This window comes from Nitrobacter sp. TKz-YC02 (assembly GCF_049852135.1).
GTDB classification, from domain to species: domain Bacteria; phylum Pseudomonadota; class Alphaproteobacteria; order Rhizobiales; family Xanthobacteraceae; genus Nitrobacter; species Nitrobacter vulgaris.
The window spans coordinates 641,796-654,887 of the sequence record NZ_CP180728.1 but is presented as its reverse complement, the minus strand read 5'-3'; the positions used below and the strand labels follow the sequence as shown (position 1 = coordinate 654,887).

Here is a 13,092-nt window from a genome sequence, read left to right as displayed (position 1 = left end):
GATGCCGCGTAAGCGGCGAGCGCAACACATTCGTCGTCACCAAAGCCGCGCTCCAGAATGCCCCCGAAGCGCAGACCTACGCGCGGGCCGCCGCCTTGGGTGACGGCATGCCCGGCACCAGCGCGGGCGAGCAAACGCGATTGGGCCGATAAAGACCGCGCTTATCGGGATGCGGTTTGAACGCATCGGTCAGCCCGACTACGGTTTCAGCAGCGCCGAGCGCAAGGAAACCATCAGCTTCCATCTGCTTCGCAAGCCGCGTGAAGACGCCGATTTTGGTTTCCTGATTGAAATAGATCAGCACGTTGCGGCAGAAAATCACGTCGAAGGTCCCAAGATGGGAAAAATCCTGCAACAGGTTGAGCTGACGGTGCTGAACCATCGCGCGAATGTCGGGGTTGATCTGCCACAGTTCGCCAACCTGCTTGAAATACTTGATTAGCAACTGAATGGGCAGTCCACGCTGCACTTCGAACTGGCTGTAGAGGCCGGCGCGCGATTTTTCGAGCACCTCGTTCGACAGATCGGTAGCGATGATCTCGGTGCGCCAGCCCGTGAGCACCGGACCGCATTCCTTCAGGCACATCGCGATCGAATACGGCTCCTGCCCGGTCGAACCTGCGGCGCACCAGATCCGCAGGTTCCGACGAGCCGCGCGGGCCTCGAGCAGCGCCGGGATCACGGTCTCGCGCAGATGATCGAACGGTGTCTTGTCGCGAAAGAAGAAGGTTTCGTTGGTGGTCATCGCCTCGACGACGTCGACCGTCAGGGCCGCGGCACCGTTCTTCATTTTCTGCACGAGGTCGCCGATACCAGAGAAGCCGGCCTTGCGTGCGAGCGGAGTCAAACGGCTCTCAACCAGATATTGCTTGTCGGCGGCAAGATCGAGGCCGGACCGCTCTTTCAGCAACTTGCGCAAGTACTCAAAATCAAGCGGTGTCACAGACGGTCTCCCGCAAATAACCGAACCAACTTTGGGGCGATTTGTTGAAGCGGCAGAACGGCCGCGCAGATTCCGTCCTGGACGGCTGCGCCTGGCATTCCCCACACCACGCTGCTCGCTTCGTCCTGCGCGATGACATTCCCTCCGGCGGCGACAATCTGCCTGCCGCCACGCATTCCATCGGATCCCATTCCGGTCAGGATCACGGCGAGAGCGCCGCCCTGCCAGACGTCTATCGCCGACGTGAATAGAGGATCGACGGCTGGTTTGCAGAAATTCACCGCCGGGCCGTCATCCAGAACGATGACGGCATCTGCTCCTTTTCGGACCACCCGCATGTGACGGCCACCGGGTGCAAGATAGATATGACCCTGCTTCACGGTCTCCTGATCCACTCCCTCATGCGCGGGTCGCCCTGCGGCCCGCGACAGATGCTCGGCGAGAATGGTGGTGAACGTCGGCGGCATGTGCTGGGTGATCAGCACCGGACAGCGGTCGATCACCGGCCCTATTCCGGCCACCAGCGCCATCAGCGCCTGCGGCCCGCCCGTGGACGAGCCGATCAGCAGCACACGCGGGACGTTTGCGCTGAAGGCACGCAGCGTTGGCGGGGGGCGGCTCGTCGCAGGAGCGGCTTTGGCAAGCGGTTCCTGTTCGCGCGGGACCAGCGGCGGTGCGGCGGCCGTCGCCGGACGACGACGTTTTGCAGCGAGGTGCCGGATCTTCTGGATCAGGTCATGCTTGAAGATATCAGCCGCGGCGATCTCGCGCGTGCTCTCGGGCTTCGGAATATAATCGGCGGCGCCGAGCGACAGCGCCTTGAAGCTGATCTCCGCATTGCGGCGGGTCAACGTCGAGGCCATGATGACAATGAGGTTGCGCTTCTTGGCCAGCAGTTGCGGCAGCGCGGAAATGCCGTCGAGTTCGGGCATTTCGATATCGAGGACCACGACATCGGGGTTGGCGCGCTCAACCTGCTTGACGGCGTCGAGCCCGGTGCGCAGCGAGGCCGCAACTATCATGTCTGGCTCAGCCTCGATCCATCGGGAAATCAGTCCGCGTATAACGACGGAGTCATCGACCACCATGACGCGCAGCGGCTCCTGCTTTCTCGAATCTTGAGCCACCGGACTTGCCACAGCAGTACTCATGCCCCACCCCACGCAACGAATAAAATGTCCAGCCGTCCGGATCGCGGCGAGATTCAGATCAGGCCGATTTCCTGAAATTTGGCTGTCACGATGTCCTTGTCGAACGGCTTCATGATGTATTCGTTGGCGCCGGCGTGGAGCGCGCGGGCGATGTGCGCCACATCGTTCTCGGTGGTGCAGAACACAACCTTCGGCTGATCGCCGCCAGGCATCCGGCGAAGGTTGCGAAGAAATTCGTAGCCATCCATGACCGGCATATTCCAGTCCAGAAGCACGGCGTCAGGCAGTTCACGCCTGCAAACATCCAGCGCCTTCTCGCCATCCTCCGCCTCGACGATGTGGAAATCAAAGCCCTCCAGGATACGTCGTGCGACCTTGCGAATGACACTCGAGTCGTCAACGATCAGGCACGTTTTCATTTTGGTCTCCGTGTCTTTTCAGCGCTTTCCCTCGGCCGGCATTTGCCGGGGTCAAGCTGCAAGCTTGTCAGGTCCAATCTCCAGAACACGATCGACATCGAGAACAACCATTAACTGCCCATCCAGCCGATACACACCTGCCGACAGCTCCGCCATCCGCAGGTCGAGATTAGCCGGATTGACCTCGCGGCCTTCATCCGGGAGTTTCATGACCTCGCCGATCGAGTCGATCAAAAGTCCGTAGGACTCACCACGCAGTTCGACGCCGATAGCCATGGGCGGGCGACCGGCTTCTCCCCTGGGAAGTTTGAGCCGGGCGCGCATATCGATTGCGGTGACGATACGGCCCCGCAGATTCAGGACGCCCGCGATATCGTTCGAGGCCAGCGGCACGCGGGTTAGACGTTCCGGCTTGAACACGTCCTGCACGCGTGAGATCGGCAGCCCAAACAACTGGTCGCCGATCGTCGCGGTGACGTATTCGGTGAGTGCGCTTTCGTTTGCGTGATTTACCGTGGTCATCATCTGATCCTTCATGCCGCCCGGCAAATTTCGGCGGTCTGCTCCTTCAGTGCAGCAATCAGGCCAGGCCGGTCGAATTTGGCTACGTAGTCGTGGAAGCCGGCCTGACGGCCCCGTTCGATCGCGGCCGGAGAAATCATCGACGACAGCGCAATGATCGGAGTGCCGTTCAAGCGGTTATCGGAGCGCACCGTCTCCGCGAACTCGAAGCCGTTCATGTCCGGCATTTCGATGTCTGTGAGGATCGCGTCGAATTCCTGACCCGACCGCAGCGCGACGAGACCCTCCCGCGCGTTGGTCGCGAGCCGAACCTGATAGCCTGCAGCCTTGAGAACCGGCGCGAGCATGTTGCGGAAGAAGGCGCTGTCATCCACCAGCAGCACCGACCGCGCAGTGGCAGCCGCACGCATCTCCTTGCGCTTGAACCAGTCGGCGAAGGCCATCGGCAGGAAATGACCGATATCGATTACGTCCGTCGCCCGGCCCTTGATGACGGCGGAGCCGAGGATGCCCTGCTGACTGCTCGCCACCTCGATGTTCAGACGCTCCTCGACGATGTCGATGATCTCGTCAACCACCAGCCCCGCTGCCCGGTCGTCATCAGCAAACACCAGGACCGGTTGCGACCCGTCTTTTCCAACCGAAACGCCATCCATCTGAATCAGTGGCATGAGCTGATCGCGGTACTGCACCATATAGCGGCCGTCGGAAATCTCGATCTTGTCGACCGCGATCTCTTCCAGTCGCGTGACCAGTGCGAGCGGCACGGCCTTGGGTTGATCCGATCCGGCACGGAAGACCAGAAGTGATGTCTGCTCGGCGGCGCTCGCTCGCGCAGCGCTCTCATCGGAGATCTCTTGCTGAGACAAGACCGATGCGCCCAGCGCGTGGGCGATCCCGTTCGGGTCGATGATCATGATCACAGCACCGTCGCCCAGGATGGTGTTGCCCGAGAACATGCCGATATGCCGCAGCATGGTCGACATCGGCTTGACCACGATTTCCTCCGTATGGAACACGCCGTCCACGACGATACCGAAGGTCTGGTTGCCGACCTGCGTGACCACGATGAAACCGTTCTCGGGATCGCTGGCCGAGCCATCATCGATCTTCAGAAGGGTCTTCAAGTGCATCAATGGCAAGAGCTTATTGCGCAGCCGCAAGACCGGAGTGTCCCTGATCCGCTCGATACGGTGCTCCGAATTGGCGCGCGCGCGCACCAGCTCGACCACCGAAAGCTGCGGTATCGCAAAGCGATCACCCGTGGCCTCCACGATCAGCGCCGACACGATCGCCAGCGTCAGCGGAATTTTGATAGTGACGCTCGAACCCTCGCCGGCCACCGACTTGACGTCGATTGTACCGCCGATCTGATCGATATTGGTCCGTACCACATCCATACCGACACCGCGACCGGAGACGCTGGTTACAGCTGCAGCGGTGGAGAACCCCGGTGCGAAGATGAACTTGTGGATCTGCGCCTCGGTCATCTTCTCGATTTCGGCCTCGGTCGCCAAACCGTTTTGAATGGCCTTGGCCTTGATGCGCTCGGTATTGAGGCCGCGGCCGTTGTCAGCGATGCAGATAATGATGTGGCCGCCCTCGTGATACGCCGAAAGACGGATCGCGCCCTGCTCCGGCTTGCCCGCCTTGATGCGCTCGGCCGGTGTTTCCAGGCCATGATCGGCGGAATTTCGTACCATGTGCGTCAGCGGATCCTTGATGAGGTCAAGAACCTGACGGTCGAGTTCGGTGTCAGCGCCATGCATCTCGAGTTCGATCTGCTTGCCGAGTTCGCTCGAGAGATCTCGCACGATGCGGGGCAGCTTCTGCCAGGCGTTGCCGATAGGCTGCATCCGCGTCTTCATGACGCCCTCCTGCAGCTCCGCGGTGACGTTGGACAGCCGTTGCAGCGGCACCTTGAATTCGTTGTCTTCTTGGCGGCGGCTGATCTCGAGCAGCTGGTTGCGCGTTAACACGAGCTCGGACACCATCGTCATCAGGTGCTCAAGCGTATCCACGTTGACGCGAATGGATTGGTTGGCGATCCGATCGCCTTCCGGTGCGTCCTCCACTTTCTTCGGAGCAGCCTTTGCGACTGGCTTCGAAGCAACGGGCGCCGCGGACACTTCGGGCGCGGGCTGCAAAGCGGGCGCAGTCGGCTCGACATTCGTCTCACGGAACGCGCGCTCGAGATCATCAAGCGACACCTCGCCGGGGCGCAGAGGTCTTTCGAGAATCTGGTAGGTGAGCGTCCCTGCCGTTTCATCTGCCGACATGGGCTCGGACGGCTCGGGAGCGGAGTTGGACGGACCATCCTCGGCCATATGATGCAATGCATCGATCAGATCGGCATCGGCCCCCTCCGGCTCCGTTCCGGTCGCCTCGAGCTGGCCCAAGATGTCCTTGATGCGATCGATGGTGGAGAGAATAAGCGTCACGGCCTCACCGGTCACCGGCATGCCGTCACGAAACTTGCCCATCAGCGTCTCCGCCGCATGAGCGAGCGCTTCTAGCCTTGGAAGGCCCAGAAAGCCGCACGTTCCCTTGATGGTATGGACCAGCCGGAAGATGTTATCCAATATCTTCGCATTGTTTGGATCCTGCTCGAATCGGACGAGCTGGTTGTCAACCGTGTCCAAACTCTCGTTGGTCTCGGTCAGGAATTCGCAAAGAAGATCATCCATGCCTTCTGGCCTTCGAAACGCCGAGGCGACGTCGTCGCGCCTTTCACGGCCAGGCCAGTTTCAACGCAAAGCGTTAACATTGGTTGAGCACGTCAAAAAGAACCCGCCAAACTGGTAAACAAAACGACCGAGGCGATCATTCGCAACGAGCTTCGAAACCATTGCGCCCAACCTGGAAACCATTTGTTAACCCTGGTCGGTGAGGCGAAGGCTTTAATTGGCAGTCGCAACCACCTTGTCACCGTCGGCGACAAGCAAGATGCTGATGCCGCAGGCGTCTGCCAGCAGACGGGTGTAATAGGGTTGAACCGCGTGGGCATCGACGGCGTTGGACGAACCGGACGCTAGAAGATCGGCGACAGGCTGCGACACGCGGGCATTCAACCCGGCGGCGGTGATCCGAAAGCCCATGGCCTCACCCTCCCCGAGCGAGTCGACCGTCAGCACTCCCCCGCGGGGAATCGTCTGCTGCGCGATCATCAGCAAGTTGAGCAGGAGTTTCACCCTGTTCTTCGGCAGCAGAAGGCGCGGCAAATTCCAGGCGAGCGTGATCTTGCCGTCCTCGAAATGGCCCTTCGCCATGTTCTGGGCATCGCCCAGATCGATCTGCGCTCCGGCCGAGCCCGCTGCCCCGAATGCGAGACGGCAAAACTGCAACCGCGCCGACGCAGTTTTGGCGCTCTTGCGAATCAAATCGAGGGCAAACTCACGATCGTCCGGCTTGGGATCGTCGTCCAGTACCTCAAGTCCGTTGACGATTGCGCCTACGGGACTAATGAGGTCGTGACAGACGCGTGAACAGAGCAGTGCCGCGAGTTCGAGCGCGTCGGGAGCGGGAGCGGGAGACGGTGTGCCAGACATAAAATGTATTCCTGAGATCAGTTTCGGCAACTCCGCAGCGCGCGGACACGGCGAATCAAACGATCTTCAGGGTTTGATACACGGCCTGAGCCTGTGCTGCCACCTTGAGGCAGTCGCCGCCGTTCCCCGGTGCTACGTAAGGACACCTCGAACGTGCCGGTAATCGACGCTCATTCCGCTGCCGCCCTGATGGACTCACTCACGGAACTGGTCGCAAAAGCCGGCGCCGCCGTGCTCTCGGTCAATCGCGGCCGCATGATGATCGGCGGCAAAATCGACGGGTCTCCCGTCACGGACGCGGATCTCGCCTCTGACCGTGTGATCGCCGAAGGACTCGCGCAACTCCGCCCCGATATTCCGGTGCTGTCCGAGGAGCGCGTGCATCTCGCGACACCGCCTTACTCCGGAAGTTTGTTCGTGATCGATCCGCTGGATGGCACCAAGGAATTCATCGCGGGTCGCGACGAATACACGGTGAACCTTGCAATCGTGACGGACGGGGTGCCGCTACTCGGCATCATCGGCGCGCCGGCGCTCGGGTCGATCTGGCGAGGTCTTGTCGGACGCGGCGCCCAGCGCGTCGCGGTCACGCCGGACGGCGGTGAGTCCGGCGCCGCAAAACCGATTGCGACCCGACCACTTCCTCCCCCCGGCTCCCAATGGGTCGCCGCCGTCAGCCGCTCCCACGCCGACCACCGCTCGGACGCATTCATCGAGCGCCGGCCTGGCGCGGTGCGCAAACCGCTCGGCTCCGCCGTCAAGTTCTGCCGGATCGCAGAGGGCGGCGCCGATATCTACCCACGACTCGCCCCGACCGGCGAATGGGACGTTGCGGCAGGTCACGCTCTGGTCACCGCCGCCGGCGGCAAGGTCACGGATGAGTTGGGTGCGCCGCTGCGTTTCGGCCTCGCCCGCGAGGGGTTTCTGGTCCCGGAGTTTATCGCCTGGGGTGACCCTTCTGCCGCACCCCGAGGTTAGGCCAGCGCAGCACTACTGCGCGAGGGTTTCTTTCAGCACGGCCCAGCGGCGCGTCGCCTCGCGCAGATAGTGCGCCGGATTAGCCGCGAAAGCCGCGCGACTGCCCTCATGACCGAATAGATAAAGCCGCTGACCGAAAATCAGCCAGAGTCGCGCCGTTCCAGCGCAAGTCACACCCCGTGCAATATCCACCGGATCGTAGCCCCCGAAACGTGGACTATAAACATCGGGGTTGGCGATGAAAAAGGCGCGGTTGTCGGGATTGCTGAAGCGCCAGATAGCGCCGCCCTGCGAGACCTCGTAGTCGGCGTCGCCCTGCACCGGCCGTGCGTCGGTAAAAAAAGCCACGGGATCGAACCCGCCGATCGCCAGCCCCGTATACCTGTCGACCACGACCCGTTCGGAGGTGGCGGCCCGAGCCGCGAAATCGATGTCCGAGATAGCGAAGACGCACCCCAGCGAGGCGATCACGGTTATTCCGAGGCGCAAGCCATATCTTTCCTGCCGCCGTGCCGTCATAGTTGGTGCCGATAACTCGCGAGTCGGGGGACGATCGCCGCATCCTACGAACCTGCATCTCAGCATCGGGTTAAGGACGCGGTGACAAGTTGCTACTTGGGGTACTTTTCATGACTCTTATTTCGCGCCTTGCAGCGGTCGCGCTCGCTGCGGTGATGTTCGGGACTGTGCCGGCCTCTGCCCAGCAATCGGCGCCTTACCGGGCACAGCCGGCACAACGGAGCAGCGGTCCTGGCACTTATTCGTCGGATGAACTCCTCACATCCGGAACCCGGTTCTTCGGCAACGTCTCACGCGGGCTCGCCTCGGTCATCGAACGTGCGGTGAGCCAATGGGGCCTGCCGAACGGCTACATCCTCGGCGAGGAAGGCTCGGGGGCCTTTGTGGCGGGGCTGCGCTACGGCGAGGGTACCCTCTACACCAAGAATGCCGGCGACCTGAAAGTCTATTGGCAGGGGCCATCCGTCGGCTTCGACTGGGGCGGCGACGGCGCCCGCACCATGACGCTGGTCTACAACCTGCCCGCCACAAGCGCGATCTATCAGCGTTTCGCAGGCATCGACGGTTCCGCCTATATCGTCGGCGGCTTCGGAATGACGGCGCTGACCGCAAACAACATCGTGCTGGTGCCGATCCGCTCGGGTCTCGGGCTAAGGCTCGGCGCCAATATCGGCTATTTGAAATATACGCCCCAAGCGACCTGGAACCCGTTCTGACGTCCAGCGAATATCCGCAGAAGGATGCGGTCTTGCATCAAAATACGCGCACGTTACTGATTGAAAGCATTTTCTTGCGGCTATTCCGCTTGGTTGGGAAACCGATTGAGGCGTAGCGCTGGCCTTTTACCGGCCGCCCGTGGCATGGTAACCAGATTCCTAGCGCCTATCCGGGTTGTGGAGCGTTGCCCATGGTCGAGCCGATCATGTATCTGGCGATCGGTTTTCTAATTTCGATGCTGTGCGGACTGATGGTCATGCCGCTCGTGCACGACCGCGCAGTCCGCCTCACCATCAAACGCATGGAAGCCGCTACCCCGATGTCGATGGCCGAAATCCAGGCCGACAAAGATCAGTTGCGTGCCGAATTTGCGATGTCGGCGCGGCGGCTGGAAATGAGTGTCGACCAACTCAAGAGGAAGGTCGCCAGCCAGTCCGCTGAGCTCGGCAAAAAGGCCGACGCAATCAACCGCCTGAAGGTAGAGCTCGGCGAGAAGAACGCGAGGATATTCAGTCTAGAGGGACGCGGGAAAACGGCAGGGGAGCGATTGCAGTCCGCCGAACAGGAGCTTGCCGCCAAGGCGGAAGTGTTGCGGAGCGTCGAGCAGACCCTCGCCGAGCGACAAAAGGAACTCGGGCGGCTTCGCCAGGACTTGTCGGACCGCTCGTTGACTGCCGAAGGCCGGCAAGCCGAACTGTTCGTCGTACGCGCGCAGATCGAGCGATTGCAGAGCCGCCTCAACGATATCGAAAACGAACTCGCCGCCACGAATACACTACTCGAGCAACAGCGCGGCCAAACAACAGTCGCTGCCCGGGAGCGCGACGAGGCACGCAAACACGTCGAGAATCTAAGCCAGCGCATCGTCAAGGTTGACGGCCAGCTCATCGACAAGACCAAGGACGCGGAAAGGCTCGGCGGTCGGGTCAGAGAACTCGAAGCCGACTTCGCGGCGCAGACCACGGCGCTTGCCGAGCGAAATACGAAGAACAGTGAGTTGCGGCGAGTCAAAGCTGCCGCGGAACGCGCCAACAGTGAGTTACGCGACGAGATTGCGTCGCTAAACGGCGGTAAGTCTCCGCTGATCGATGGGTTGCGCAACGAAATACTGGCGACCGAACGAGCGCTGCGCGCAGCCCACGACGAGCGAGCCAAATTGCAGCGCGACATCAACGTGCTCCAGCATCAGGCGGAATCCGGTACGGTCGAGCAGATGGAAAACGCGCTATTGCGTGAGCACATTAATGACATCGCCGCCGAGGTCGCGAGGCTGGCCATGACCATCGAAGGGCCGGACTCCCCGATCGAAGCTATCCTGGCGGCAGCTACGAGTCCCGCCAAGACCACGAAAACGGTCAATGGCTCGGCGGGTAACGGAGCGATTCAGGTTAGCACGCTGGCCGATCGCATCCGCGCTCTGGAATCTCATGCGCCCCGCGCGGGGCGCCGGCCGGGCTAGCATATGAACCGATCAGATTGACCGCGGACTCGAGCCGACTCCGATCGCGGCCTTTGCGATCATGTAATATCTGACCAGTATGAAAATCTCTCGTGCTGATGCGCTTCCAAGGTCGGTCAAAAAAGTCGATTTCTCGTTTGAGATCGACAGTGTGATCGTGCCGCCGTTCGATTCTTCACCGTTTCATGTCGAGCGTGTGCAACCGCAGCGGAAAACCTACGAACTGGATGACGCATTGTTCGAGCCGTGCGGGCAAACTGGCCGCGTTATTTTTGTGGCTCGAGAAGTCGGTACCCTTGCCGGATATGTTGTGGTCAGCCGCGGCTGGAACGGCTGCGCGGTGATCGAGACCTAGCCGCTTCCGGGAAACACCGGCCGAAACCGCTCCGCTATCCAGCCGCGTGGAGGCACCAGGCCAGAATGCCCTTCTGTGCGTGCAGGCGGTTTTCGGCCTCGTCGAACACCACCGACTGCGGCCCGTCGATCACCTCGTCGGTGACCTCGTCGCCGCGGTGCGCCGGCAGGCAGTGCATGAACAGCGCGTCCGGCTTTGCGAGTCGCATCAGCTTTGAATTGACCTGGTAAGGCTTGAGCAGATTGTGACGGTGCTCGCCGTCCTTGTCGCCCATCGACACCCAAGTGTCGGTGACGATGCAGTCTGCGCCGCGCACCGCCGCTTCCGGATCCGTGACAAGCCTGATCGGCGCGCCGCTCGATCTGATCCAATCCTTCAGCAGCTTGTTCGGTGCAAGCTCCGGCGGAGTCGCGATGTTGAGATTAAAGCTGAAGCGCTCCGCCGCGTGCGCCCACGACGCCAGCACGTTGTTGTCGTCGCCGGTCCACGCCACGGTACGGCCCTTGATCGGCCCGCGATGCTCCTCGAAAGTCATCACGTCAGCCATCACCTGGCAGGGGTGCGATCGCCGCGTCAATCCGTTGATGACGGGCACGGTTGCGTGCGTCGCCAACTCCGTCAGCGCGTCGTGGCTGAGAATGCGGATCATGATGATATCGACGAAGCGTGACAGCACCTTCGCGGTATCTGCGATGGTCTCGCCGCGTCCGAGCTGCATTTCAGCCCCGGTCAGCATGATCGCCTCGCCACCGAGCTGGCGCATGCCGACGTCGAACGACACGCGGGTGCGTGTCGAGGGCTTGTCGAAGATCATCGCCAGCGTCTTGCCTTCGAGCGACCTGTCGGCGATCCGGCCCTCCTTGCGTCGCTTCTTCATCGCGACGCTGGCGTCGAGAATCGCGCGCAGTTCCGTCATCGGCACGTCGAACAGATCGAGAAAATGCCGTGGCGCCTTGCTCATTGCGCCGCTTCCTTCGTTACGCGTGCGCCGGAAAGCCTGGCGCAGGCCTGCTCGAGCCGCCGCACGGATTCCTCGATCTCCGTCTCGCCGACAATCAGCGGCGGCAGCAAACGCACGACATTGTCGCCTGCACCCACCGTCAAAAGCTTTTCCTCGCGCAACGCGCTCACCAGATCGCCCGATGGGACCACGGCCTTGAGGCCAATCAGAAGCCCCTCGCCTCGCACCTCGCTAAGTACATCGGGATATCGATCGACGACCGAAGCCAGCTTCTGTTTCAAAAGCAGCGACATCTTTCGGGTCCGCTCGAAGAAGCCAGGCTCTAGCATCACGTCGAGCACGGCATTGGCCGCCGCAACCGCTAGCGGATTGCCGCCAAAGGTCGAACCGTGCGAGCCAGGCGTCATGCCGGAAGCGGCTTCCGCAGTCGCAAGACAGGCGCCGATCGGAAAACCGCCGCCGAGCGCCTTCGCCAATGACATCACATCCGGCGCAACGCCAATGCGCTTGTAGGCAAAGAGATCGCCGGTGCGCCCCATACCGGTCTGCACCTCGTCAAAAACCAGCAGCAGGCCGCGCTCGTCGCAAAGTTGACGCAGCGCTCGGAAGAACGCGTGGGGCGGCTCGCGCACGCCGCCTTCGCCTTGCAACGGCTCGATCAGGATGCCGGCGGTCTCAGGACCGATCGCCTTCTTTACGGCTTCCATATCGCCAAGCGGCACTTGGTCAAAGCCGTCCGCCGCCGGCCCGTATCCTTCGAGATATTTTTTCGAGCCGGTGGCAGCCAGCATCGCCAGCGTACGGCCATGGAAGGCGCCTTCAAAAGTGATCATCCGATAGCGTTCCGGATTGCCCCTGTGGGCATGATAACGGCGCGCGACCTTGATGGCGCACTCCACCGCCTCTGCGCCGGAATTGGCGAAGAAGACGAAATCGGCAAAGCTCTGGTCGCAGAGCCGCGCCGCCAGACGCTCGCCGTCAGGCGATTTGAAAAGGTTCGAGACGTGCCAGAGCTTTGCCGCCTGCGCCTGAAGCGCGGCGACGAGATGCGGGTGGCAATGGCCAAGCGCATTCACGGCAACGCCACTGGTGAAATCGAGATAGCGTCCGCCGTCGGAGCCAAGCAACCAAGCTCCCTCGCCGCTCTCGAATGAAAGATCGGCCCTTGCGAAAACGGGTAATAGATGAGACGCCGCTGCTGTAGTCATGACGATTTGCCGGTTGATGGGAAGCGGAACGGCTCGGCTGCGCTGTAGCGCGACCAACGAACTGTCAGCCCCGGAAACGAAATGTGCCGCCTTTCAAGGCGGCACGCGACGGTTATTCTAGGTGCGCGGCGATTACTGTCAATATTCCACTTGTGCTTCGGTGATGCGGGAAAGTCGCAGAATGAGCCGATTCTCTCATTTTCCTTGCAGAACATGTGGACGCCGTAAGGCCCGACTCTTGCGCGTGAGTCACGGCATATTGTAGCCTTAGGCTTGTCGAATACGACATCTCGTGCGGCGTTTTGATCCTCG

The 13,092-nt window shown here is 61.4% G+C and carries 13 protein-coding genes; 4 read left to right on the top strand and 9 right to left on the bottom strand.

All coding sequences use genetic code 11. From position 1 onward, the window contains the following. Positions 1-76 precede the first annotated feature (76 nt). From ACM561_RS03085 to chpT, 6 genes are all read right to left on the bottom strand, one after another. Positions 77-943 carry a CheR family methyltransferase gene (locus ACM561_RS03085; protein ID WP_425907956.1) on the bottom strand — a complete coding sequence of 289 codons (867 nt, stop codon included), beginning with the start codon at positions 941-943 and terminating at the stop codon, positions 77-79. Continuing rightward, a complete protein-coding gene (locus ACM561_RS03080; RefSeq protein ID WP_425907954.1) occupies positions 940-2,094 on the bottom strand; it encodes a protein-glutamate methylesterase/protein-glutamine glutaminase in 1,155 nt (384 codons plus the stop codon). The genes ACM561_RS03085 and ACM561_RS03080 overlap by 4 nt, the downstream gene beginning before the upstream one ends. 53 nt (positions 2,095-2,147) lie before the next feature. After that, entirely contained in the window at positions 2,148-2,513 is a 366-nt protein-coding gene (locus ACM561_RS03075; RefSeq protein ID WP_425907953.1) for a response regulator, read from the bottom strand. Positions 2,514-2,564: 51 nt separating this feature from the next. Next, positions 2,565-3,035: a chemotaxis protein CheW gene (locus ACM561_RS03070; protein ID WP_425907951.1), complete on the bottom strand. Its 471-nt coding sequence runs from the start codon at positions 3,033-3,035 to the stop codon at positions 2,565-2,567. Between the two features lie 11 nt (positions 3,036-3,046). Next, a complete protein-coding gene (locus ACM561_RS03065) occupies positions 3,047-5,722 on the bottom strand; it encodes a hybrid sensor histidine kinase/response regulator (protein ID WP_425907949.1) in 2,676 nt (891 codons plus the stop codon). 213 nt (positions 5,723-5,935) lie between these two features. Further along, positions 5,936-6,583 carry a histidine phosphotransferase ChpT gene (gene chpT / locus ACM561_RS03060; protein WP_425907947.1) on the bottom strand — a complete coding sequence of 216 codons (648 nt, stop codon included), beginning with the start codon at positions 6,581-6,583 and terminating at the stop codon, positions 5,936-5,938. Between the two features lie 189 nt (positions 6,584-6,772). On the opposite strand from chpT, the gene ACM561_RS03055 reads away from it, so the two are divergent. Then, entirely contained in the window at positions 6,773-7,561 is a 789-nt protein-coding gene (locus ACM561_RS03055) for a 3'(2'),5'-bisphosphate nucleotidase CysQ family protein (protein WP_425907945.1), read from the top strand. 12 nt (positions 7,562-7,573) lie between these two features. On the opposite strand, the gene ACM561_RS03050 is transcribed toward ACM561_RS03055, so the two are convergent. Next, positions 7,574-8,080, bottom strand: coding sequence for a YHS domain-containing (seleno)protein (locus ACM561_RS03050; protein ID WP_425907943.1), 507 nt, complete (start codon positions 8,078-8,080; stop codon positions 7,574-7,576). Between the two features lie 110 nt (positions 8,081-8,190). On the opposite strand from ACM561_RS03050, the gene ACM561_RS03045 reads away from it, so the two are divergent. From ACM561_RS03045 to ACM561_RS03035, 3 genes are all read left to right on the top strand, one after another. Further along, positions 8,191-8,796 (top strand): DUF1134 domain-containing protein, encoded by a 606-nt coding sequence (locus ACM561_RS03045; protein ID WP_309773952.1) that lies wholly within the window; start codon positions 8,191-8,193, stop codon positions 8,794-8,796. Between the two features lie 191 nt (positions 8,797-8,987). After that, positions 8,988-10,256 carry a hypothetical protein gene (locus tag ACM561_RS03040; RefSeq protein WP_425907941.1) on the top strand — a complete coding sequence of 423 codons (1,269 nt, stop codon included), beginning with the start codon at positions 8,988-8,990 and terminating at the stop codon, positions 10,254-10,256. A gap of 79 nt (positions 10,257-10,335) precedes the next feature. Then, a complete protein-coding gene (locus ACM561_RS03035) occupies positions 10,336-10,611 on the top strand; it encodes a hypothetical protein (protein ID WP_425907939.1) in 276 nt (91 codons plus the stop codon). Between the two features lie 34 nt (positions 10,612-10,645). On the opposite strand, the gene argF is transcribed toward ACM561_RS03035, so the two are convergent. Both argF and ACM561_RS03025 read right to left on the bottom strand, forming a co-directional pair. Further along, positions 10,646-11,572 carry an ornithine carbamoyltransferase gene (gene argF / locus ACM561_RS03030; RefSeq protein WP_425907938.1) on the bottom strand — a complete coding sequence of 309 codons (927 nt, stop codon included), beginning with the start codon at positions 11,570-11,572 and terminating at the stop codon, positions 10,646-10,648. Then, positions 11,569-12,780: an aspartate aminotransferase family protein gene (locus tag ACM561_RS03025; RefSeq protein ID WP_425907936.1), complete on the bottom strand. Its 1,212-nt coding sequence runs from the start codon at positions 12,778-12,780 to the stop codon at positions 11,569-11,571. The genes argF and ACM561_RS03025 overlap by 4 nt, the downstream gene beginning before the upstream one ends. Positions 12,781-13,092 lie beyond the last annotated feature (312 nt).

Excerpts from the sequence above, each read along its gene's own strand:
- ACM561_RS03075 (WP_425907953.1), bottom strand. The coding sequence starts at position 2,513 with ATGAAAACGTGCCTGATCGTTGACGACTCGAGTGTCATTCGCAAGGTC.
- ACM561_RS03080 (WP_425907954.1), bottom strand. The coding sequence starts at position 2,094 with ATGAGTACTGCTGTGGCAAGTCCGGTGGCTCAAGATTCGAGAAAGCAG.
- ACM561_RS03065 (WP_425907949.1), bottom strand. The coding sequence starts at position 5,722 with ATGGATGATCTTCTTTGCGAATTCCTGACCGAGACCAACGAGAGTTTG.
- chpT (WP_425907947.1), bottom strand. The coding sequence starts at position 6,583 with ATGTCTGGCACACCGTCTCCCGCTCCCGCTCCCGACGCGCTCGAACTC.
- ACM561_RS03045 (WP_309773952.1), top strand. The coding sequence starts at position 8,191 with ATGACTCTTATTTCGCGCCTTGCAGCGGTCGCGCTCGCTGCGGTGATG.
- argF (WP_425907938.1), bottom strand. The coding sequence starts at position 11,572 with ATGAGCAAGGCGCCACGGCATTTTCTCGATCTGTTCGACGTGCCGATG.
- ACM561_RS03050 (WP_425907943.1), bottom strand. The coding sequence starts at position 8,080 with ATGACGGCACGGCGGCAGGAAAGATATGGCTTGCGCCTCGGAATAACC.
- ACM561_RS03055 (WP_425907945.1), top strand. The coding sequence starts at position 6,773 with ATGGACTCACTCACGGAACTGGTCGCAAAAGCCGGCGCCGCCGTGCTC.
- ACM561_RS03025 (WP_425907936.1), bottom strand. The coding sequence starts at position 12,780 with ATGACTACAGCAGCGGCGTCTCATCTATTACCCGTTTTCGCAAGGGCC.
- ACM561_RS03035 (WP_425907939.1), top strand. The coding sequence starts at position 10,336 with ATGAAAATCTCTCGTGCTGATGCGCTTCCAAGGTCGGTCAAAAAAGTC.
- ACM561_RS03070 (WP_425907951.1), bottom strand. The coding sequence starts at position 3,035 with ATGACCACGGTAAATCACGCAAACGAAAGCGCACTCACCGAATACGTC.
- ACM561_RS03040 (WP_425907941.1), top strand. The coding sequence starts at position 8,988 with ATGGTCGAGCCGATCATGTATCTGGCGATCGGTTTTCTAATTTCGATG.